The following is a 24,254-nucleotide window of genomic DNA, read 5'->3' as shown; positions in this document are numbered from 1 at the left end:
TCCATAGACATTAGTCCATAAGCATTAGAGGTTTGGACTTAATATCCAAAGCGGGTGCAAAAGTACAACTATTTTTTAAAACTGCAAAAGTATCTGATAAATAAGAGGTGAGAAATAAGAGATAAGAGATAAGAGATAAGAGATGAGAAACAAGAGGTGTAGACACTATATTATTGTTGATTACCAATATTTTAACGAGATTGAGTTTTAGAAATTAGTGTAACATAAGTAGTTATGAAAAAGTTGTATTTTGTTACAAATATCACAAAATAGTTCTAATTTTGTCCTATAACAATAGTCTTAATTTGAGAACTAAACCATTAAGGAGCATAAAAAAATAAGACGGCGTAAAAACGTCGTCTTATTTTTTTGTTCTAAGTTTTATTTTTTACTCTCTTAATGCTGCACCAAATTGCTTTTCAAAAGCGTCTTGTAGGCGTTGCATTGTTTTATCGATTTGTTTATCGGTAAGAGTTTTATTGTTGTCTTGGAGTACAAAACTGAGGGCATAGCTCTTCTTGCCTTCGGGTAGTTTGTCGCCTTGGTACACATCAAAAAGATTTACGTGTTTTAAGAGGTTTTTCTCGGTAGCATATGCCTTTTCGTAAAGGTCGGCGAAGGTTACTTTCTCATCGAGCAAAAGGGCTAAATCACGACGTACTTCGGGGTATTTAGAGATTTCCTTGTATACCACTTTATGGTCTTGCACTTGTTCTAAAATCACTTCCCAATGCAAATCAGCTACAAGCACCTCTTGTTTGATATCGAAATCTTTAAGCACTTTGCTTTTTACTACTCTTATCGTTCCTAAAAGGGTCTCCCCTATTTGCCAACGGAACCCTTCACTACTCAACGTGTCGTTAGCTTCTAAAGGCAAAATAGTGATTTCCTTCAAGCCGAGACGTTCGAAGAGAGATTCTACTACTCCTTTGAGCTCAAAGAAAGAGGTTTTTTGAGCGGGAGCACCCCAATACTCAGGTTGGGTATTGCCTGTGAGATATAACACCAAATGCTTGCTTTCAGTATAATTACCATCGATATAGTGATAGTTCTTGCCAAACTCGAACAACTTCAAGTCGGAGCGTTTGCGATTGTTATTATAAGCAATCACTTCTAAGCCTGAAAACACTAGATTTTTACGCATATAGCCCAAATCGCTACTCAAAGGATTGAGGAGCTTTACTGCTTGCTCTGGATTTCCGGCATAAGTAGTAATCTCTTTTTCTGACACAAGACTGTTGGTCATTATCTCAAAAAAGCCTTGCGCTACCAACTGGTCGGCTACCACATTTTGTATATTGTGGTCGTCGTATTTGTTAGAATGCGCCATTGTAGCATTTAGCTTTTCAGAGAAAATGACATTGTTATAGCCATAGATACGAAGGATTTCCTCGATAACATCGGCTTCACGCTGTACATCTACGCGGTACGAAGGAACTGACAAACCTAACCCACGTTCGGTAAACGAATTTACTTTGATATCTAAAGAGTGTAAGATAGCCTTAATTGTATCGCGTGAAATCTTCTGACCGATAAGTTTATCTATTTTCTCAAAAGTAAGGAATACCTGAAAATCTTCTTGCTTTTTAGGATAAAAATCTATCACATCGGATGATATAACCCCTCCTGCAATATTTTCAATCAGTACTGCGGCATACATTAGGGCGTATTTACAATCTTCTATATTAATACCGCGCTCAAAGCGATAAGAAGCATCGGTATTGATACCGTGACGTTTGGCTGTTTTGCGCACCGATACAGCATCGAAATAAGCACTTTCTAAAAATACATTGTGAGTAAAATGAGTGATACCTGAGTTTTCACCGCCTAATACCCCTGCTATACAGAGAGGTTTTTCGGCATCATAAATCATAATATCTTCAGCGTTGAGGGTGCGTTCTACTCCGTCGAGGGTTTTAAACTTCGTGCCTTCCTCGGCATTTTTTACAATCACCTTGCGACCAATGATATGGTCGGCATCAAAAGCGTGAATCGGTTGTCCCATTCCGTGCAGTACGTAGTTTGTAGCATCTACTACGTTGTTCTTAGGAGTAATGCCTATGGCTTTGAGTTTGTTTTGTAACCATTCAGGCGATTCGTCTACGCGTACATTGCTAATGGTAACACCGGTATAGCGAGGTACGAGTTTTTTATTCTGTACCTCTATATCCATTTTTATTGAGCGGTTATCGACGTGGAATTTTGTAATAGAAGGGGTGATGAGCTCTAATGAAATACCTTTTTGCATCAAGCCTGCACGTAAGTCGCGTGCTACGCCATAGTGGCTCATTGCATCGGCGCGGTTAGGAGTCAGTCCTATTTCGAATACCTCGTCGGTTTCTACCTCAAACACCTTACTGGCAGGGGTACCTACTTCGTACTTATCGTTGAGCACCATAATGCCATCGTGACTTTCGCCTAAGCCGAGTTCGTCTTCAGCACAAATCATACCGTAACTCTCTTCGCCACGAATTTTACCTTTTTTAATTTCGAAAGGCTTACCTTCTTTGTCGTAGAGTACTGTGCCAATGGTAGCTACAAGTACTTTCTGCCCTTGTGCTACGTTAGGAGCTCCACAAACGATTTGCAAAGGAGCTTCGCCCCCTACGTCTACTTTGGTGATTTTAAGTTTATCGGCGTTAGGGTGTTTTTCGCATTCGAGTACGTGACCTACCACTACCCCTTTGAGTCCCCCTTTTACGCTTTCGAAGTGTTCAATCCCTTCTACTTCTAAGCCTAAATCAGTAAGGATGACCGCTGTATCTTCAGCAGGCATTTCTAACTTCAAATATTGTTTTAACCAGTTATATGATATTTTCATAGTTGTTTTTTTTCAATCTTCAATCAAGCGTTACTACACTTTGGCAGAGTGTATACGGCAAAAAATTATTACAGAGTGCAAAATTAGCAATTTTAGCAATAACCACAAAAAAAAGCTATTCAAAAAAAATGAATAGCTTTTAAAATCTATATTATTTAACAGTGAGTTAGTCGTTTTTCTTCTTCTTCAAGGTTTCGGTTACTTGAGCTGAAGCGGTGAAGGAGGTAATCATATTGTTGAGCATCTCACTACCTGCTTCGGGTGAGTTAGGAAGTAGGATAAGATTACTATTGGTTTGCTGACCTACGGCTTGCAAGGTGTCGTAGTGTTGAGTAACTACAATAAGCGCAGAAGCTTCTTGCGAGCTGATACCTACTTTATGCAATACGTCTACACTCTCTACCAATCCGCGAGCAATTTCACGACGCTGGTCGGCAATACCTTGACCTTGCAAACGTTTGCTTTCGGCTTCTGCTTTTGCTTTTTCGACGATGAGGATGCGTTGTGCATCACCTTCGTATTGAGCCGCTACTTTTTCGCGTTCGGCAGCATTGATACGGTTCATTGCGGCTTTTACTTGGGCATCGGGGTCGATATCGGTTACTAAGGTTTTGATGATGTCGTAACCGTAAGTTTCCATTGATTCTTGTACTTCGCGTTTTACAGCGATGGCGATATCGTCTTTCTTAACGAAAACATCGTCGAGTTTCATCTTAGGGACTTCGGCACGAACTACGTCGAATACATAGCTGGTAATCTGGTCGTGTGGGTATTCGAGCTTGTAAATGGCATCGTATACTTTTTCTTTGATCACCACGAACTGTACTGATACTTTGATTTTGACGAATACATCGTCCAAAGTTTTGGTTTCGACAATGACATCGAGCTGTTGGATTTTGAGGCTGATGCGAGCGGCTACTTTATCGATGATAGGTATTTTCATTTGTAAACCCGAATGACGAATGCTTTCGAATTTACCGAAACGTTCTACTGACACGGCGGTTTGTTGGCGCACGGTGAAGAAAGTAGATAGTAAAAATACTAATGCAAAAAAGAATAAAATGTAAAATAAATAAGGCATAATGTGAAATTTTATGGGTTATTAACGGCTACAAATGTACTTTCTTTTTTTGAATTGTGCAAGAAAGATGAGAACAGAATTTTGAGTTTAAAATAATTTAAAGAAAATGAGGAAATTAGAGAATGAGAAAATGAGAGAATTAGAAAATTAGGAAATTAGGAAATGAGAGAATGAGAAAAATAGGAAATGAGGTAAATGCCAATAATACCAGAAATACCAATAATACCACCAAAGGGAATGGACGGGTCGGAGTTTTCAGACGAGTAGGACAGGTTAGAGGAGGGATTGGAGAGTTCGGAAGGAAACGGAAAAGAGCGGAAGAGAGGAGGGAGGGATTTTGGCGAAAAAAGGCTGTAAGATGGGTGGGGTTAGCTTATAGAGAGCTTATAGGAAGCTTATACGAATCTTGGACGATTGGTATAGGAAGGGTATATAAGTAGTTGACTCATAGTATAATACAGCAATACAAAAAATGTTAAAAAAGGGGTTTCGAGGCGAAAGAAAGAGAATAGGCACTAGGCCTTAGGCCACAGGCACTAGGAGATAACCTCCCCCTTCTCACATACTCCGCTCTCGCGGACTTCCTCAATGAGGGGGAATGTAGTGACGGAAAAGGGAAGTAATGACGGGGGACGAATGACGAATGATGAAAAGTGGAGCGATGAAAAAGTTTATAGCAAATAGCTATAAAATAGAAAAAGCTACCCCTCAAAGGTAGCTTTTTCTGTCTAAGCAATAAAAATTATGTTATGAAAGATGTTATTTTATACTTTCGCCGGCTACTTTGCTCCAGCCTGGATTTTGATAGATTACTGAACCATCTAAATTGGCTTGATTTTGAGAAGTAAGACGGAAGGCGTCCATAGGGATTGGCTCGAAATAATGAGCGTCATTCCACTTATAACCATCGTAATAGAGATTGTTCACTTTATTGCGTTGGTAAGGACGCAAGTAGACGCTGTTGGATTGTGGGTTTACATTTCCTTTATCGGTGTCGCTTACTACTAATTTGGAAGTGCCATCTTGGTTTTTATACCAATCTTTCATAGTTCCCCAAATTTTGAATCCTTCGACAATATAAGGAGTGTTTTTGATCTGTTCCATAGAACGCCAACGTTTTAGGTCAGCCCAACGCATACCCTCGGCAATAAACTCGTTACGACGTTCGCGACGGATATTGTAAAGCGTTGTATTCACCAAAGTTCCTGCGGAGTAAGCTCCCCAGTCGCCAAGTTTTTCTTTCTCCATATCGGTAGCATAGATGGTTTTTTGGAAATCGGGATCTACGTTAGCACGTGTTCTAAGAGCGCGCCAATAGGTTTGAGAAGAGCCATCGAGGGTACCATCGAGGAGATATTGAGCTTCCATATAGTTGAGTAAAGCTTCGGCACCACGAAAAACAATAGAGCCTGTAATACCGTGGTCGTGAGTAGTGGCATCGGCTTCTGAATAGTTCAACCCTTTTTTCACACGATAGCCTGTGGTAGCACGGGTTTCGGCAGGGTTAAGGATTTCGGGCACAGGGGCTTTTACAGGAGTCCCTTCGTGGTAATACAAGGTGTCGTTATCTAACTTAGTGAAGAGACGCAAGCGGTCGTCGCGTTTTTCTATTGTATTGAAAAGAGTCTCATCGCCTAAATAGCCTGATCCTGATGCATAGATGGGCAAGCCGTTTTTCATTAGGTAAGAGTCTACGAGCCCTTTGGTATAGCCAGAGCCACCTCCGTTACGAGCTAATTCCATTTGGATATTATGCGTTTGTTCAGTTTTAGAATATTTACGCCAGAAGATAACCTCGTCATAAGATTCCATATTATCATCGGCAAACATCATAAAATAGCGATTCTTAATAGCCATACTGGCATCGCGAGCTACACGCACGCCAGAGTTAGGGGTAAGGTTATTTACCATCTTATCGGCGACTACTTTAGCAGCGTTTTTGGCTTCGGTAAGGAAGAACTTAATTTCATCATCGATATTGATACTGAAGTTACTCAAATAGCTTGCTTGAGCACCAGGCCAGCCAGCTCCTCCTGGCACTTGGGCAGTACCTTTGTGGTATTTAAGCCAAGTACCTTCGTAGAGTGCTACACGAGACTTGAGGAGATAAGCAGCGTTGAGATTGATGCGATTTTTGCCATTAGGGGTACTTTCGCTGAGCAGGGCGATGGCTTTGTCTAAATCGGAAAGGATAAAGCGAGCGACCTCATTTTGAGGACGGCGCTTACTTTGCTCAGTTAAGATAGCGTTCTCGTCGGGCAACACTTCAGTAATGATGGGGAAGTCGCCAAAGTTTTGGAGTCTTACGAAATAGATTTGTGCTCTGAGCGCATAGACTTCTCCTATACACTGCTTAATATTAGCAGGACTTCCTTTAATTTCATTGGCTTCGTATTTAGGAAGTACTTTCTCAAAGAAGTAGTTGCACTTTCTGATAGACTCGAAATTCCATTCTTTACTAGTACTAGGCACACGCCATTCACCGGGTAAGAATCGAGCATTACCAGCTGGGGCAACTTGGTTATCGGTTGCATCGTCCGATTTGAAGACGGAAAGCCCGTATTGTCCTGGTGGAATAGTAGAGAAACTTACATCGGGATAGAGGTTGATAGCATAAGAGAGTAAGTCGCTTTCGGTATTAAAGAAGTTATCGGGGGTTACTTTATCCAAAGGCTCTCTATCTAAGAACTTATCGCAAGAGGCGAGTAATACTCCTGCTGATAAAGCTATATATTTTAAATATCTTTTCATAGTTTACTAAAATTAAAGAGTTATATTTAAACCAATTGCCCAAGTTTTTGAGATAGGATAAGTTTTAGCACCTTCGTCGCCATAACCGATACCTAACATTTCGGGGTCGTAAAGTTTACTGAGCTTGGTAAAGGTGAGGATATTTTCACCTGAAATATAGACACGTAAGTTACTAATGCCTATTTTCTCACTTACTTCTTGGGGGATCGTATATCCGAGCTGTATGTTTTTCACCCTTAGATAAGCGGCATTTTGCAAATAGCGGGTTTGTGTATGGCGGTTTCTACCTGAATCCCAGTCGGGACGAGGATAGTAAGAGTCGAGATTTTGTCCTAATGGGTGATTAGGGTCATTGCGGAAATAGTCCAAATGTTCTTTAAAGACTACGGTTTGCCACTTACCGCCACTTGCTCCCCAGAAGTAAGAACCACTGGTGGCAAAGTCGCGTTTGCCTACCCCTTGCAAGAAGAGACGGAAGTCGAACCCTTTGTAAGAGGCATCGAGGGTTATACCATAGTTATATCGAGGGGTTTTGTTACCTATAATAGAAAGGTCGCCAGAGTCATCGACAGTGTTTTTACCGTTAGATATTTTACCGTCGCCATTAAGGTCTTCGTACATAATATCGCCCGCACTCCAGTTACTTCCTAACTGACTTTGGTTTACCTTAGCTAAATGAGCGTCCATTTCGGCTTGTGTTTTGGCAATTCCTTTGGTGGTATATCCCCAGATATCACCATCATAACGACCCTCGTACCAATTATCTCTTTTGTCACCTAAACTCTTAGAAGGGTTAGGGTATTTAAGGATTTTCTGACGAGAGTCGGCAAGGGTAAAGGTAAGACCATAGCGAAAGTCTTCACCGATTTTGTCTTTCCAGCTGAGCATTACTTCAAAACCACGGCTTTCCATATCGGAGTTATTAGTTTTGGGGACTGCTGCGCCAAGGGTTTGAGGTAGCTCGGGAGCAGGTCCTATCATACCGTAAGTGGCACGGACAAAGTAATCGAACGTGAAGTTCAAACGATTTTTAAGAGCGGTTACATCGAGACCTGCATTCCAAGAACGTACGGTTTCCCAGCCGTAAGTAGTACTGATAAGTGCAGGTATACCAGCAATATTAGGGCGAGATTCTCCTAAAACCCACTTACCTTCATTGGTTTTGTAATCGATTATAGTATAAAGAGGATACCAGTTTTTGGTATTTTGGTTACCCAATTCACCCCAAGAGCCTCTAATCTTGAAGGTGCTCACATAGTCGCGATAGGGTTCCCAGAAGTTTTCTTGAGCTACGTTCCAACCAGCAGAGAAAGAAGGGAAGAAGCTCCAACGTTGATTGCGCAAGAAGCGAGAAGTACCATCATAACGACCATTTACCTCTAACAAATATTTACCTTGGTAATCGTAGTTGATACGACCAAAGAAACCTAAGGTAGCCCAATGGCTATAACCTCCTTTGGTTACTTCTTTACCAGAAGCGGTATTTAGAGTAGGAGTTAAAGGGGTAATCACATTCTTTTTATCGCCTGATAAATCTCTACTCTTTAGAAGTTCGGACTGGAAGCCCGCCATAAGCTTAAAGTTATGACCACTTTCTAAATTGATGTGATAATTTGTGAATACGTTAGGGTTTAAGAAGTTTTCTTTCTTAGCATATTCATATATAGAAGAAGTCTCGTTATCTACAATATAAGGTTGATTTTTGACATCTTTAGCATAAGTAGTAAGATGGTCGGTGTGATTGAACTCTGTATAGATACGATAGTTAAACTCAGCTACCACGTCCCATTTATCAGTGATTTTGTAATTGGCAGTGAGTTGAGAATACAACCAATCCTTCTCAGATTTTTGTTTACCACCCTCTCTCAGGTATGGCACTTTACTTTCACGAGTATAATTGCCATTCGGGTCTTTGAGAGGGATAATAGGCCAATAACGAATGATATCGTGGAAGAATACGGCATTGTGGGTAAGGTAGGAAGGGGCTTCGTAATTCTGGCGCACTAACCGAGAACTATAGCCTATAGAGAGTTTGTCATTAATTTTAGCGTTTATTTTACCTGTAAGGGTATAGCGGTCGAAGTCTTCGGAGGCATAACGGAAAAGTCCATCGCGGTTTAAGTAGTTAGCAGAGATGTAATACTGGTTTTTATCACTACCGCCACTTACACTGAGGTTGTGTTCATAAGAATAATAAGCTTTCTTGTAGTGTTCTTCAATCCAGTTGGTATTTGCAATAGGGAGCAAGTCGTGAGCGTCCCAAGCTTCCCATTTACCAGAAGAGTTTTCGAACATTGATTTGGTAATCTTTCCTTCTTGAAAGTCTTTTATTTGTTGAAGTTTCCAATCTTGGAATTGCGTACCGCCTACATCGGCGTCGTTAAAATAAGTAGCCCAAGAGTAAGAATCGACCATTTTAGGGCGAATGATAGGAGAATCAGCACGCAAATTAGAAGTATAGTTTACTATTACTTTACCAGATTTTCCTTTTTTAGTAGTTATGAGGATTACCCCAAACGGAGCTCTTGAACCATAGATAGAAGCAGCCGCAGCATCTTTAAGTACTGAAATATTCTCGATATCATTAGGGTTGAGGGCATTCATATCGCCTTCCATACCATCGATAAGTACTAACGGGCTTGCATTAGAGCCATCGCCAATGGTACCTGCTCCACGAATGTTAAAGCTTTTGGTAGCATCGAGCTGACCTCCAGCGGTGGAAGTGGAGATGTTCAGCCCCGGAACAATACCTTGCAAAGCCTCAGTGACGGTAGCTACGGGACGTGCTTCGATAGCTTTAGAGTCGACAGAACTGACAGAACCCGTAAGGTTTACTTTCTTTTGGGTACCAAACCCCACCACTACTACTTCGCTGAGTTGCTGGGTATCTTCTTTTAGCTGTACATTAACTGTATAAGAATTACCCCCCCCTACAACTTTTTTAGTCTGGGTAGTAAATCCTACAAAGCTAAACTCAAGCACATCGCCTACTTTGGCTTGGATTTGGTAATTACCGTCAAAATCAGTAGATGTACCGTGCGTAGAGCCTTTAACCACTACGGAAACTCCGGGTAAAGGCGTTTTTTTATCGTCAGTAACTTTACCTTTTACTGAGATGGTTTGTGCCATAAGAGTTGTTAAAAAGCAACCTAACACAAACATAACAAATGTTAAATACTTTTCTTTCATAAGTTTGGCTATTAAATGAAATTTACGGCGTAAAAGTACGACTATTTATTATACCTACCAAATAATTATAGCTAATATTTTTAAATAATTTTATATACTTCGCTAAATAGAGGGGATAATCATATGAATTACAATAGATAAGGAGAAAATAAAAGAAAGTGTATTTTTATTAATTTTAACACTTTTCAAAAGAAAAAGGAAGAAAGTGTGAGGTCGTAGCACGACGGGCGGGGAAAATTAGCAAATGAGAAAATGAGAAAATTAGAGAATGAGGGAATATTGTTTGTTTATTCAACTTTGGCAAAGTTTAAAACTTTGCCAAAGTTTGAGATGAAAAAGTGATGTGCTGGGACTGATTAGGGTTTTCGGAAGAAAACGGAATTTTTCAGAAGGGAGCTGAGAGGAATTTTAGTGAAAAAAGGCTATAAGGAGGGTGGGGTTAGCTTATAGAGAGCTTATAGGAAGCTTATACGAATCTTGGACGATTGGTATAGAAAGGGTATATAAATAGTTGACTCATAGTATAATACAGCGATGCAAAAAATGGCAAAAATAGGGTTTCGAGGCGAAAGAAAGAGAATCCTCACCCCGTCCCTCTCCCAAGGAGAGGGGGGAATGTAGGGACAGAAAAAGGGGAATGTAGTGACGGAAAAGAGAAGGGATAATTAGGGAATTAGCAAATTTGGAAATGAGAAAATGGGGTGGTGTGGTGTCTTAGGGCATAAGCAATAGGGGATAACCTCCCCCTTTTACACATACTCCGCTCTCGCGGACTTCCTCAATGAGGGGGAATGTAGTGACGGAAAAGGGAAGTAATGACGGGGGACGAATAACGAGGGTGAGGCGGTGAAAAAGTTTTATGAGATAGATTAAAAAAGTGGGTGCTATCGGAGAGACTTAGGGGAGCGAAAAGATAGACGTGGTAGAATAGGTGTTTATAAAGAAGTTTTTGAGAGAAATTGTATTTAATATAAGTTCGTTGTAAAGTAGCCAGAGAATAGTTGGAGCTGATATATGACGTCTTTTGACTTTTGACTATTGAGTGAAATTAGTAGGGTTTATACCATTCTTGTCCGGTGAGGTCGTATATCTTTTGGATTTTATGAAGGAAGGCTTCGAAGTCGAGATTAAGGTCTATAAGTTCGCCGGTGTGAATATCGAATACCCAACCGTGAACAGCAGGATATTGGTGTTTGAGATAACTTTCTTGCACAACTGCCATTTTGGTAACATTGAAACACTGTTCTTCTACGTTCAGTTCTACCAAACGGCGGTAACGCTGGTCGGCATCAGTAATGGCATCGAGTTCTGCTTGATGCAAGCGGTATACATCGCGAATGGTACGCAACCAAGGGTTTAACAAACCAAAGTCTTTGGCTTGCATAGCAGCCTTTACACCTCCGCAATCGTAATGACCACATACGACAATATGCTTTACTTTCAGGTGTTCTACGGCATATTGTATCACAGCGGTAGAGCTCATATCGAGAGTGTTTACTACATTGGCAATATTGCGGTGTACGAACACTTTACCAGGACCTACACCCATTAACTCTTCGGCAGCTACACGACTATCGGAGCAACCTATATAAAGATAGTCGGGGTTCTGGTCTTCGGCGAGTTTCTCGAAGAAATGAGGGTCGCCCTCTTTGCGGTGTTTTACCCATTGACGATTGTTTTCAAATATTTTGTTGTAAGTAGGCATAAGTTATAATGATTAGTGGCTACTGAGGTGGCAAAGGTAGGTGTTTTTAGGGAAATGACAAATATTTGCAGAGAAATCTCCGAAAAGCTGAATATCAGTGTACATACAGTAAACCATTATAGGCAAAATATCCTAAGAGAAAACACACGCTGATAATGTGGAAGCTATTGCCTTCGCCAAAAGAATGAGAGTAATTGGTTAATTAGTAAATTAGGAAATTATTTGTATCTTTGCACCTTGAAAACAAGAATTAACTATCTACCATTCATCATTAATCATTAAAAAAGATGTCAGAAGAATTAAAAGAACAACGCTCTAATAACTTTATAGAAAATATCATTGAGGAAGACCTTGAGGCAGGCTTTCCCGCCAGCGCCTTACGCTTTCGCTTCCCTCCAGAACCGAATGGCTACTTGCACCTCGGTCACGCGAGTTCTATCTGCCTTAACTTCGGATTGGGCTTGCGCTACAACGCCCCTGTAAACTTGCGTTTCGACGATACCAACCCTTCTAAGGAAGAACAAGAATACGTAGATGCGATTCGCCGTGATGTAGCGTGGCTCGGATTCAAATGGGATAAAGAATGCTACGCTTCCGACTATTTTCAAGAACTTTACGACTGGGCAGTAATGCTTATCAAACAAGGGAAAGCCTATGTAGATAAACAAACATCGGAAGAGATTGCCACTCAAAAAGGCACGCCAACGGTAGCAGGAACTGAGAGCCCTTATCGCAATACCTCTCCTGAGGAAAACCTCGCCCTTTTTGAGCGTATGAAAAACGGTGAATTCGAAAATGGCACGTATGTACTCCGCGCCAAAATTGATATGGCATCGCCTAATATGCTAATGCGCGACCCTATCATCTACCGTATTATGAACGCTTCACACCACCGCACAGGCGACAAATGGCATATCTATCCTATGTACGACTGGGCGCACGGAGAAAGCGACTACCTCGAACAAATATCACACTCTCTTTGTACACTGGAATTTTTACCACACAGAGAGTTATACGATTGGTTTTTAGACCAGGTATACGACAACACTCGTACCCGTCCTAAACAACGTGAGTTTGCCCGCCGTAACCTCAGTCATACGATTGTGAGTAAACGTAAGTTGTTGCAATTGGTAACCGAAAACTATGTTGCTGGCTGGGACGACCCCCGTATGCCTACTATCTCAGGTTTACGTCGCCGTGGTTATACCCCTGAAGCTATTCGTAAATTCGCTGACACCATCGGTATTGCCAAACGCGAAAACCTAATAGATGTATCGCTATTGGAATTCTGCGTGCGCGAGGACCTCAATAAAAAAGCTAACCGCGTAATGGCAGTGCTCGACCCCGTGAAGGTGGTGATTACCAATTATCCTGAGGGACAAGAAGAATGGCTTGACGCCGAAAATAATCCTGAGATAACCCCTATGACCTATCGTAAGGTGCCTTTCAGTAGAGAAATTTATATCGAGAGAGATGACTTTAGAGAAGAGGCTGACAAGAAGTATTTCCGATTAAAATTAGGAGGAGAAGTACGTTTGAAGAATGCTTATATCATCAAAGCTGAAAGCGTAGTGAAAGACGCTCAAGGAAATATTACCGAAATACATTGTACTTACGACCCCGATAGCCGTAGCGGTAGTGGTACCGAAGCGAGTATGCGCAAGGTAAAAGGTACACTTCACTGGGTATCAGTAGCCCACGCAATAGAAGCCGAAGCGCGCCTCTATGACCGCCTCTTTACCGTTGCTGAACCCGACCGCCAAGAGGATAGCTTCTTAAACTACATCAACCCCGATTCTCTAAAAGTAGTAACTGCTTATGTAGAGCCAAGCCTCAAGACCGCCCAAGCAGGCGACACGGTACAGTTCCAACGTTTGGGCTATTTCAGTGTAGACCCCGATACTACCCCCGAAAAATTGGTGTTCAACAAAACCGTCGGCTTAAAAGATACGTGGGCTAAGATTAGCGAATAAGATATCATACACTAAAACAAAAAAAGGATTGCCCTAGAAGAGCAATCCTTTTTGCGTGTAATGAAAGAAAAAAATCTACTTTAGTTCAAAATCTCTTTCGTTGCTGTTATCGGCGGAGTGTTGAGCTACCCAGAGTTTGAAAGCGCCGGGTTCGGTTACTTTTTTCAAATCGGCGTTGTAGAAGGCTAAGAGGTCTTCGGTGATTTCAAACTGTACTTGTTTGCTTTCGCCGGCTTTGAGTGCAACTTTTTGGAAGCCTTTGAGCTCTTTCACCGGACGGGTTACACTACCCACCAAATCGCGAATATACAATTGCACTACTATTTCACCATCGCGCTTGCCGGTATTGGCTACTTGGGCTGTAACAGTGAGTTTACCTCCTTTGCTGAGGGTGGCACTGCTGAGCTGTACATTACTAATATTAAAGGTGGTGTAGCTCAATCCGTAACCAAAAGGATAGAGTGGTGTGACAGGCGCATCCTCATATTTAGAGCGGTAATCAACTGTTGGGTTATTAGGATCAACGGGGCGACCAGTATTCTTGTGATTGTAATAGATAGGCACTTGACCTACATTGCGAGGGAAACTCATCACCAAACGCCCTGAAGGGTTGTACTTGCCTGATAATACATCGGCGATGCCATAACCTGACTGGGTACCAGGGAACCACACTTGCAAAATAGCATTGGCTAACTCACTCTCTTCACTGAGATCGAGCGGACGACCGCTATACACCAATAATACTATAGGTTTGTCTGTTTGTTTGAGCGCGCGGAGCAATTCGCGTTGAGGCGCGCGCAAACGTATATCGGTAAGGCAAGCAGATTCACCAGACCAGTTATAATCTTCACCTAAGGCTACCACCGCTACATCGGCAGCGCGTGCTGTAGCTACTGCTTTGGCAATATCGGCAGAAGTAGTGGCGGTAAGTGTACAACCTTTGGCATAGCTGAACTGCACCTTACTATCTTTATACACTTCTTGTAATCCTTTAAAAAGAGATGCACTGAGTGTACGATCACCGCGACCTTGCCATTCGCCATTTTGGTTAATAGAATCTTTTATCATAGGGCCTATAAGGGCTACCCTTTTCGGCATATCGGGAGTGATAGGCAATACCTCGGCGTTGTTTTTGAGCAATACCACTGATTTAGCAACGGCAGTGCGGGCTACTTGCAAGAACTCCGGTTTCATAAGGGTTGTTTTGGCGCGATTCTCATCGAGGAACTTGTAAGGGTCGTCAAATAAGCCCAATACGAATTTCATTTCCAAGATACGGCGTACAGCGGTGTTGATAGTCTCTTCTTTTACCTTACCCTCTTCGACTGATTTTTTGAGGTGTTTGATAAAGTTAGCGCCTGTCATATCCATATCAATACCAGCATTGATTGCTAGCTCGGCAGCGTGCTTATTATCAACCGCAACACCGTGAGGAACCAGTTCGTTGATACCGGTATAATCGGTTACTACAAAGCCTTTAAAGCCCCATTGCTTGCGAAGGATATCCGTCATTAGGTAGCGATTGGCAGTTGCAGGGATACCATTCACCTCGTTGAAGGAAGCCATTACGGTGCCCACTCCAGCATCAATTGCTGCTTTATAAGGTGGTAGATAGGCATTCCAAAGGGTGTGCTGAGAGAGCTCGGCAGTATTGTAGTCGCGTCCTGCTTCGGCAGCACCATAGGCAGCAAAGTGTTTTACACACGCTAAGACAGTATTGGTTTTGCTAAGCGAATGCCAGTCGGTTCCCCCTTGAAAACCTTGTACGCGAGCTTTGGCGATTTCACTTCCCAAGAAAGGGTCTTCGCCAGCGCCTTCCATCACACGCCCCCAGCGCGGGTCGCGAGCAATATCGACCATAGGAGCAAACGTCCATTTGATACCATCGGCAGCAGCTTCTTCGGCAGCAATGGCAGCGGTTTGGCGCATTAGGTCTAAATCCCAAGAGCAGGCTTCGGCGAGCGACATAGGGAAGATGGTTTTATAACCGTGAATCACGTCGTAACCAAAGAGGATAGGAATGCCTAAACGAGTTTTTTTGACAGCAATATCCTGCATTTTGCGCACCCCAGGCACGGTAACAGCGTTGAACACACTGCCCACGAGACCTTTTTCGAGATAAGGCTGAAAGTCATCGGACATTACGGGGCCTGTAACATCCCAATTAGCGGCAAACTGAGTAAGTTGTCCTATTTTTTCCTCTAAGGTCATCAGCGATAGCAAAGAATCTACCTTGCGTTCGATGTTTTTATCGCCACTGAACGACTCCCATTTGACGGGGGTGCTAGCGTCCTCACTAGAGGAACGATTACACCCTACTATGGCAATAGCCATAAGAATGCAATATGTTATTCTCTTCATAAATATATGATTATTGATAAATTCTTACATAATCGATTTCAAGGCTATCCTGAGTGAAATTAGCAGCAATATTACCTCCCAAAGTACCTCCCATCGCTATGTTGAAAATGAGAAAGAATTTTTGGTTAAAAGGCATTTTGCCATTGTTATTCATCTCGAAATAGTTCTTGTTATCGACTGCAAAGATAATCTTTTTTTCTGTCCACGTCATCGTATAGATATGAAAATCTGCAGAAGTGTTTGCAAATTCAGTTTCTTTGTCGTAATCACCCTGACGGTTGTTATCGGTGTCATACCAATGGCAAGCGCCAAGTATATGGGTCTTTTTATTACCTTTTTGCTCGAGCATATCTATTTCGCCACATTTAGGCCAGCCTTCTGTAGCGAAGTTATTACCCAATAGCCACATTGCTGGCCAAGTTCCTTGTGCAGCGGGGAGTTTGGCTTTGATTTCCAATTTGCCGTATTTGAAACCATATAACCCTTCGGTTTTTATGCGAGCAGAAGTGTAACCTCCTTTACCATCGGCTTTAGCAGTAATTTTTAGCACACCATTTTCCACTTTCACATTTTCGGGATTTTTGGTATAGGTTTGCAACTCGTTGTTACCCCAACCATTGCTACCTTTGCCCAAATCATACGTCCATTTTGTTGCATCGGGGGTGCCCGCTTTATTGAACTCATCAGACCACACAAGGTTCGTAAAACTATTTTCGGAAGGTTTGGTAGTGGTAAAAATGTGATACCAAGCAAACTGACTGTTAGGTTGCATCACACGCACGATAAGTTGGGTATCAGTAAGGCTGATAATATCATAAGTACTTGCGCCAACCCACCAACCGAGCATACCTCCATTGGAAAGCTCAATAGCTGTACCACGGTATGCTTTGTTATCGTACTTACCTTGGGTAGCCGCTTTGGAAGTAGAAGGAACAAACGATACTTGTTTTTCCCCTGTAATAGTAGGTATCACATCGGTACCGTAACATTGGTCTTTAGCAACGCCCAACACACTTGCATAGGCTCCTGGTACAAACACGTGGTCGGCAGTTTGTTTATAGGTAACACCATTAGTGGTACGAGTGAAGATGAAAGAGTTCTCAAACATACAAGTACGAGTAGCATCGAATGGTGTTGCTTGCCACCAAGCGGGGTAGCCATATTCACCATTGTCGCCACTCTCTTGAGGGCCTAAGCCTGCATATCCCGCTACATTGGCTGCCCAGTACCACGTCTTACTATCTCCTATGTTCTTACCAGCCAACAGATTTTCGGCTTCAGCATCGGAGAAGGAACTATATACTTCCAATTCTAAAGACACAGAACTCATAGAGCCTCCTGCACCTACAGCACTTACTACTGCTGTAAATTTGTTTGTACCTACTTTGGTATAGCGGTGTTGGATTTTACCAGAGGGAGCCATTTCGGTCTTACCATCGCCAAAATCGATACGGTAAGAAATGGCGTTTTGGGCGGTTACTACAAAGTTCACCAAGCCCGTGCCATCGCCGTGAGGATGAGCGTTATCAGTCCCCACGATACTGAATGAGGCATTTACATTAGAAGGAGGTGTAAGGTCTCCAAACTCGTGCTTATCTTTACAACTTATAAAGACAAAAGCTACTAATAGGGTTAAAAGATTTAAGGTTTTCATTTTAATTTGTCAATTTAGTGTGAGTTGCACGGGCAATTAATTAAGTGTTATTTCATCGTAGTAATAAGTGGTATCATCGCCTTTTTCACCAAAGTCGAAGAAAACAACTACTTTAGTATATTTTGCGCTGGTATCAATGCCTGTAAAGTCAAAAGAAAGTTCTTCCCAAGTGTTCTTTTTGGTGATGCGAGCATCTACTTCTTTTGCTTCATTGCTAGTAGCTCCCTCTAATTTCACTTTTACAACAATACCTGTTTTAGGTGACAAGGCTTTTAGCTTCAATACCTTGTGGGTTTTCATATCCAAACTTTCGGAAGTAAAGAACGCACCTGCCCACGTTTCACAACCTTTGGTGCGCACCATTTTTACTACTTTGGCTGTAGTATTACCCACTTTTTTAGGGTTGGCTACTACTTCCACATCTGCCATATTGCCAAAGGTAGTAAATTCGGGAGCTGTACCTTCAAAGTTTTCGATTATCACGATATTCGATTTTTTGTAGAAATACAAGTTGTCGATAAATACCGTACCTTGTCCTACTAATTTGATTTGGTGTACATCGGTGATTACAAATCCTTGTTTGGTGTAGTCGCTTAGCGGAATATCGATGCTTGTCCACTTATCGGCAGTGAGGGTCTTTTTGACAAACTTCTCACCGTCAGCGCCTGTGCTTTTGCTAATCAAATAGATATCTAAAGCGGTAGCATCGGCAGTCCAAACATCTAAATGCAAGAACTCCATCGCTGATAGGTCGATTTCTCGGGCAAATTGGATACCTTGATAATTGAGGTGAGCGTATTGCAAGATTTCATCGGTGCCCAACTTAAAGAGGTTGTAGGCAGTGGCTTGCCCCCAATTAGGGTTGAAATCGGTGCCTGCCACATTGGTATATCGTCCGCTGAAAAGCGAAACGACCTCTTGTGCTTTGCGAATTGGAGGTTGAGGAGCCGCAGTAGTAGGCTGTTGCAAAGCAATTACTCGTACCGATTTTTGCACTTTGGTAGTTTGTTTGCCAGCACCTTTCACCTCTATCGTAAGGGTGTAAGTACCTGTTTGTTTATAAATATGTGAAACAACTTCACCTATATTGCCAGACACCGGTTTTTCACCGGCGCTCTCACCGAAATACACATCGTAAGTAATCGCAAAGTTAGCTTTAGCCGTTACATTCACTTTCTTAGAAACCGCTTGGTCGTTAGCCACAGTTACTTCTACATTCTCAGGAGCGCGGAACGACACCTCTAAAGGCAAAGTTGCTTCGGCTTCCTTGCCAGCGATGTTCACAGCTACTATTTTCACTTGGTAACTACCTTCAGCATAAGTGTGTGTTACCGAACCACCTGCTTTTACCACAGTGGGAGTTGCAGTGCTATCGCCAAAGTAGACCTTATAGGAGGTTACTCCCGTAGCTATTGGTGTGATGGTTACAGATCCTGAGTTATCGGTGCTCACCTGAAATTTAGCTGAGACATCGGTAGGAGCCGTGGCATTTTGGACGAAACTGAGATCGTCCTTATCTTTTTCGCAAGCTACCATTCCAATGAGGAGCAGTAGTGCTATTAGGGTTTTGAGTGCTTTCATTTTAATTTAGATAAGAGGTAAGAGATAAGAGTTTTTAGCCCCCGAACCCCCGAGGGGGGACAAGCTGCAAAAGAGACTTACTTCGTAATTTGTCATTCGTAAATCGTCATTAATATCCTTGGTTTTGTTGCCAATTGCCATTAGCAAAGCGTATTTCTTCGTGGGGTATGGGGAAGACTTCGTTTTTATTAGTAGTAAAGCCTTGTATTTCGGTACCTTTACCCGTGCGGACTAAGTCGAAAAAGCGCAAGCCTTCGCCTAAGAACTCTACACGGCGTTCTTTCCATATTGCTTCGGTAAGGGCAGTGCCTGACACCGTAATATTGTGATTTTCATCGCCAAAGGCACGTTTGCGCACTTGGTTGAGGTAATCGCGAGCACGTTCATCGCTGATATTACCACGGTTGAGTGCTTCGGCAGCCATTAAGAGCACATCGGCATAGCGAATAGCACGATAGTTATTAGGGTTGGTAAGGTTGGGGTCGGGGCTATTGAGGTCACCTTTGCGAGCGATGTATTTTCTATTGAAATAGCCTGTATGTTTGTAACCTTCGGCATAAGTAGCGTTGTTCGCTGCTGCCCACGCTACGATATCCAAGATAGCTACATCTTTGCGGAGGTCGCCTGCTTCAAAAGCATCGACTGCCTCTTGCACAGGCACGTTAAAACTATAGCCAGAATCGAACACAGGGCCGTTGTAGTTGCGGATACTGTTAAACCCTACCGCTACATTCCCTTTGCTACATTGCAAACAGTCGAAGCTCGCACCTTCAGCATCGGTGTATTGTATCTCGAATACCGATTCAGCCCCGTTTTCACCTTCTTTTTCAAAGATAGACGCATAGTCGGTTACAAGTGAATAGGTATTGCTGTGTATCACGGTTTCTAATACTTGAGCAGCTTCGGCAAATTTGTTTTGGTATAAATACACCTTGCCGAGTAGCGCTTGAGCGGCGCCTTTGGTAGCACGCCCTACTTGTCCGTCGGGTGGTGTTGTAGGCAAGTGAGGAATGGCAGCCAAAAGGTCTTTCTCAATAGAAGCATAGACCTCACTCACAGGGGAACGAGGTATTTTTTGTTCGTCGCCACGTTCAAAGCGTTTGTTTTCTTTGAGTGGAATTGCTCCGAACCATTTCACGAGTTCAAAATTGTAATAAGCGTGAAGGAAATGTGTTTCGGCAATGATCACCTCTTTGCCCTCAAAGGCTGTTTTGTTTTGGAATTCCAAGATATAAGCCGAGCGGTTTACACCGGCAAACATCCAGTCCCACAAGTCTTTGAGCTGTGCATTGACAGGAGTATGAATCATCTGGTCTATTTGCTGAAAGCCTATTACGTCTGATGCTCCTTCCCCTCCGCAAAGGGTATTATCGGAGGCAATTTCGCCCATAAGCACATTTATATACGTAGAATGTAACAAATTGTAAGCTGCAATCAGCGCATTTTGGTAGTCTTCTTTAGAATTGAAGTAACTTTCGGAATTTATCTCGTACTGTTTAGTCTTGTCGAGAAAATCGTCGGAACAAGCAAGGGCAAAAGCGAGGAGCATTAGCCCTATAGTCCATTTCTGTATGTTATGTATCGTTTTCATTTGTTTGTATGGGTTTTAGAATGATGTATTAAATCCTAAGATAAACTGACGAGCTTGTGGGTAGAAGCCGTAATCGATACCTCCACCAATGGCATCGCCAGAGGTCGCTGAGGGGTCATAACCTTTGTACTTAGTAAACGTAAAGGCGTTGTTTACTGAAAAGTACACACGGAAGCTCTTCATCTTCACACTCTCTAATACCGATGTAGGGATAGAATAGCCTAACTGTATGTTCTGAACGCGCAAGAATGAGGCGTCTTCTACAAAGAAACTTGAGAACAGATTATTAGTAGTTGCTCCCGTAGTTACACGAGGTGTGCTGTTGCTAGTACCCTCACCACGCCAACGGTCAAGATATAAACGCTGACGGTTTACGTTAGGTTGTGAACGCTCGTAGTTGCGCACCATCTCTTTATCGAGCTCGGCATACATATAGGTCGAGAAATCAAAGTTTTTATACTTAGCATTGAGGTTCAAGCCCATATAGTAAGTGGCGGTAGGCTTACCCAAATAAGTACGGTCTTTAAAATCGATTACTCCGTCGCCATTCACATCTTTATACCTGATATCGCCAGGTTTGGCAGGAGCCCCTAAGGCAAGTTGTGAAGGGTGTGCATCTACCTCAGCTTGGTTTTGGAAGATACCATCGGCTTGCAAACCGTAGAAGTAACCAATAGGTTGACCCACTTCCATACGTGCAGGCGCTAACTGACCCACACTGAACGCTCCTCCTTCAGGAATCACATCGCCATTGATTGATACCACTTTGCCGTCTAAACGGGTAATGTTGTAGTTAAAGCCCCAAGAAAAAGGTTTGGTTACATCACTTCTATAACCTAACGCCACCTCAAAACCGTTATTTTGAGTATTACCAGCGTTCACGGTGGGGTTTGATGCTCCTGGTGCAGCCGTTCCTATAATACCTGAGACAGGGAAATTAGAAATGAGCAAATCGTTGCGGTTTTCTATAAAGTAATCAAATACTAACGACAAACGGTTCTTCAAGGTATTGAAATCAAAACCAACGTCTAACTTTTCAGCTACTTCCCATTTGGCACTTGGGTTGGGCAATTTGCCTACAGCTTTTCCACGCACTATCTGTCCGTTGAACACGTACACAGCTTCCCCGTTCAAAATAGCCTTATAAAGGTTTTTACCGGCATTGTTACCTAGCGTACCATAGCTACCGCGCAATTTGAGGAAGTCTATCCATTTGCTGTCTTTCAAGAAGCCTTCATCGGATACTTTCCAACCTGCTGTTACTGATGAAAACAAGTCGGCGCGGTTGTCTTTCGGGAAGTCTGAAGAAGCATCACGCCTAAGCATCGCCGATAGCAAGTATTTGCTCTTATAATCGTATTGCAATCTACCAAAGAAAGAGGTAAGACGCGAATCGTTCATATACGAGTTATCAGTTTTGCTGTTGTTCGTACCTGTAGTAAGCCCTATATCGGCAAAATCCCAAGAGTTATTAGGCACATCGTAACCCGTAGCGCTGAGTCCACTGCCCCAGTTCCGTTGCGCACTGGTTCCCACAGTGAGTGAAGTGTTGTGGTTTTTCCAGAAAGTTTTGTTATAAGTAGCAAAAGTCTCCCACGTATAGGCGTGCGTTTCGTTCTTTTCCTGAGTTACCGTACTGCGACTGCGGTTAAAGATTTTGCCCGTACCAAAGAAGCTCAGAGGTTGAAAATCTTTCTTCTCATCACTATAAGTCTTAAACCCGATACGCGAAGTGAGGTCTAAGCCTTCTATAAGATTATAGCTCAACTGGAAATTCCCCTCCAATCCATTACCATCGTACTGATTATAAGTATTGTCTATTTGTGCCAAAGGGTTAATCACCTCATTGCCCAAAAAGCCCGTTAAATCCTCATCGTGCAAACCGTAAGTAGGCGAGAAGTTCAAAGCGTTGAAAAGCACTGCTCCCAAGCCGTTTTCCTCAATGGTTTTGCGCTTGTTGTTGTAATAATTGGCAGTGAAGTTCATCTTAAGTTTTGGTGAAATATCGGCACCCAAACTCACTTTCACGTTGTTGCGTTTAAAGTTGGATTTTTCGGGGGCTACAATACCGTCTTGGGTAAGATGTGATGCCCCTAAGTAATAACTAAATTTCTCACCTCCACCCGAGATACTAGCTGTCATATCTGAAATAACAGAATTCTTAAACACCTCGTCTTGCCAATCGATGCCTTTGCCTAAAGAAGCTAAATTGCCAAAAGGCAACGCCTGTCCGTTGGCAGCATAACTCTCGTTGAGCAAGGCAGCATACTCGGTAGCGTTCATATAATCCAACTTTTTGGTAGTTTGCTGGATACCACTGTATGAGCTAATTTTTACTTCCAAAGGTGTGTTTTTGCGTCCACCCTTAGTAGTTACGAGTACTACCCCATTCGCCCCTTTAATACCGTAGATAGCCGCTTGAGCGTCTTTCAATACAGTAAGACTCTCAATATCCTCGGGGTTGATACTGTTCAGTGCCCCTTCGTAACCGTCGATAATTACCAAAGGCTCGTTGCTACCATTGGAGCTCACTCCGCGAATGAGAATGTTTATCTTCCCTCCAGGTGAGCCCGAAGCCTTGTTTACGCTCACCCCTGAGGTAGTACCTTGTAGGGCAGTAGCCGCATCCACAGGCTTTAGTTCGGTAATGGTTTTAGCATCTACTACTGATACCGAACCTGTTACGTCTTTTACCTTTTGAGTGCCATACCCGATAACTACCACTTCACCGAGGGTTTGGGTATCTTCTTTCAAGGTAACGTTCAGCGCATTGCCATTGTTCACAGTGATTTCTTGAGTGATGTAACCCACATACGAAAACACCAGAACCTGACCTCTCTTCACATTGTCTAAGGCAAAATTCCCCTCGAAATCGGTAGAGACGCCGTGGGTAGTGCCTTTTACAACCACCGAAACCCCCATCATCGGACTGTTAGGAGCTTCTTTCACATTTCCTTTTATGTTATAAGTTTGTGCCACTGCCAAACTCGTACATAAAAATAGCAACATTGGTAAAATAAATACTTTCATCTGAATTGCTCTTTTTAAATGGTATGTTAATGTATTATATTAGGTTTAACTTGTTTATAACTTGCTCTTTTCTTTCCTTTACTTTCGCCTCACTACCTATTACTGATATTACCGGCATTGTTGTATTGTATTATTAATCAACTATTTATATACCCTTTCTATACCAATCGTCCAAGATTCGTATAAGCTTCCTATAAGCTCTCTATAAGCTAAGTCCATCATTCATCTAGTAAAAATCCCTCTCTTTTTTTGGATAAAGTTAAGAATAATTTTCGTACGCTTTCGTTCTTCCATTCCCCGTGGTAACTTTTGATAAGTTTTATCTCAAAAAGGATAAATTACAGCCTTAATTTCAAAACAACAAATCACCTTTTTCAGTTGCTTTTTCCTACTATCTCTAAATTTATACTTTTCAATCAGTATTATTGGCATTTCTGGCATTAACTCAGTATTACTTTCTCTTTCCTTTATTTCTCTTTCAATCACGCAACAAAGATAAACGCAATTATTCAACACA

At 42.3% G+C, this 24,254-nt stretch carries 12 protein-coding genes; 2 read left to right on the top strand and 10 right to left on the bottom strand.

What is annotated here, in order from left to right; all coding sequences use genetic code 11:
• Positions 1-388: 388 nt before the first annotated feature.
• The 5 genes from pheT to HW279_RS05130 all read right to left on the bottom strand — a co-directional run bounded on the left by pheT (position 389) and on the right by HW279_RS05130 (position 11,547).
• Complete coding sequence (gene pheT / locus HW279_RS05150; protein WP_178958228.1) at positions 389-2,821, bottom strand: phenylalanine--tRNA ligase subunit beta; 2,433 nt, start codon at positions 2,819-2,821, stop codon at positions 389-391.
• Between the two features lie 166 nt (positions 2,822-2,987).
• Positions 2,988-3,902: an SPFH domain-containing protein gene (locus tag HW279_RS05145; protein ID WP_002675001.1), complete on the bottom strand. Its 915-nt coding sequence runs from the start codon at positions 3,900-3,902 to the stop codon at positions 2,988-2,990.
• Between the two features lie 759 nt (positions 3,903-4,661).
• The gene (locus HW279_RS05140; protein ID WP_178957488.1) at positions 4,662-6,653 is read right to left on the bottom strand and encodes a RagB/SusD family nutrient uptake outer membrane protein; all 1,992 of its coding nucleotides are present in this window, start codon (positions 6,651-6,653) and stop codon (positions 4,662-4,664) included.
• 12 nt (positions 6,654-6,665) lie between these two features.
• Positions 6,666-9,842 (bottom strand): SusC/RagA family TonB-linked outer membrane protein, encoded by a 3,177-nt coding sequence (locus tag HW279_RS05135; protein ID WP_178957489.1) that lies wholly within the window; start codon positions 9,840-9,842, stop codon positions 6,666-6,668.
• Between the two features lie 1,048 nt (positions 9,843-10,890).
• Positions 10,891-11,547, bottom strand: coding sequence for a carbonic anhydrase (locus HW279_RS05130; RefSeq protein WP_178957490.1), 657 nt, complete (start codon positions 11,545-11,547; stop codon positions 10,891-10,893).
• A 54-nt stretch (positions 11,548-11,601) separates the two neighbouring features.
• Here HW279_RS05130 and HW279_RS11285 point away from each other — a divergent pair, with 54 nt between their 5' ends.
• Both HW279_RS11285 and HW279_RS05125 read left to right on the top strand, forming a co-directional pair.
• A complete protein-coding gene (locus HW279_RS11285; RefSeq protein ID WP_410493740.1) occupies positions 11,602-11,700 on the top strand; it encodes a LuxR C-terminal-related transcriptional regulator in 99 nt (32 codons plus the stop codon).
• A 134-nt stretch (positions 11,701-11,834) separates the two neighbouring features.
• Positions 11,835-13,520, top strand: a complete 1,686-nt coding sequence (locus HW279_RS05125) for a glutamine--tRNA ligase/YqeY domain fusion protein (protein ID WP_178957491.1) — start codon at positions 11,835-11,837, stop codon at positions 13,518-13,520.
• Positions 13,521-13,595: 75 nt separating this feature from the next.
• Here HW279_RS05125 and bglX read toward each other — a convergent pair whose 3' ends face one another.
• The 5 genes from bglX to HW279_RS05100 all read right to left on the bottom strand — a co-directional run bounded on the left by bglX (position 13,596) and on the right by HW279_RS05100 (position 23,737).
• The gene (gene bglX, locus HW279_RS05120; RefSeq protein ID WP_317165714.1) at positions 13,596-15,881 is read right to left on the bottom strand and encodes a beta-glucosidase BglX; all 2,286 of its coding nucleotides are present in this window, start codon (positions 15,879-15,881) and stop codon (positions 13,596-13,598) included.
• 10 nt (positions 15,882-15,891) lie between these two features.
• Positions 15,892-17,535: a family 16 glycosylhydrolase gene (locus HW279_RS05115; protein ID WP_178958227.1), complete on the bottom strand. Its 1,644-nt coding sequence runs from the start codon at positions 17,533-17,535 to the stop codon at positions 15,892-15,894.
• Between the two features lie 36 nt (positions 17,536-17,571).
• On the bottom strand, positions 17,572-19,116 hold the full coding sequence (locus tag HW279_RS05110) for a PKD domain-containing protein (RefSeq protein ID WP_178958226.1): 1,545 nt from the start codon (positions 19,114-19,116) through the stop codon (positions 17,572-17,574).
• Between the two features lie 109 nt (positions 19,117-19,225).
• Positions 19,226-20,707, bottom strand: coding sequence for a RagB/SusD family nutrient uptake outer membrane protein (locus HW279_RS05105; protein WP_178958225.1), 1,482 nt, complete (start codon positions 20,705-20,707; stop codon positions 19,226-19,228).
• A gap of 15 nt (positions 20,708-20,722) precedes the next feature.
• Positions 20,723-23,737: a SusC/RagA family TonB-linked outer membrane protein gene (locus HW279_RS05100; protein ID WP_178958224.1), complete on the bottom strand. Its 3,015-nt coding sequence runs from the start codon at positions 23,735-23,737 to the stop codon at positions 20,723-20,725.
• Between the last annotated feature and the right edge of the window lie 517 nt (positions 23,738-24,254).

Source organism: Capnocytophaga sp. oral taxon 903, assembly GCF_013394785.1.
Classification (GTDB): Bacteria; Bacteroidota; Bacteroidia; order Flavobacteriales; family Flavobacteriaceae; genus Capnocytophaga; species Capnocytophaga ochracea.
The sequence above is the reverse complement of the archived record's forward strand: the minus strand, read 5'-3'. Positions and strand labels throughout refer to the sequence as shown.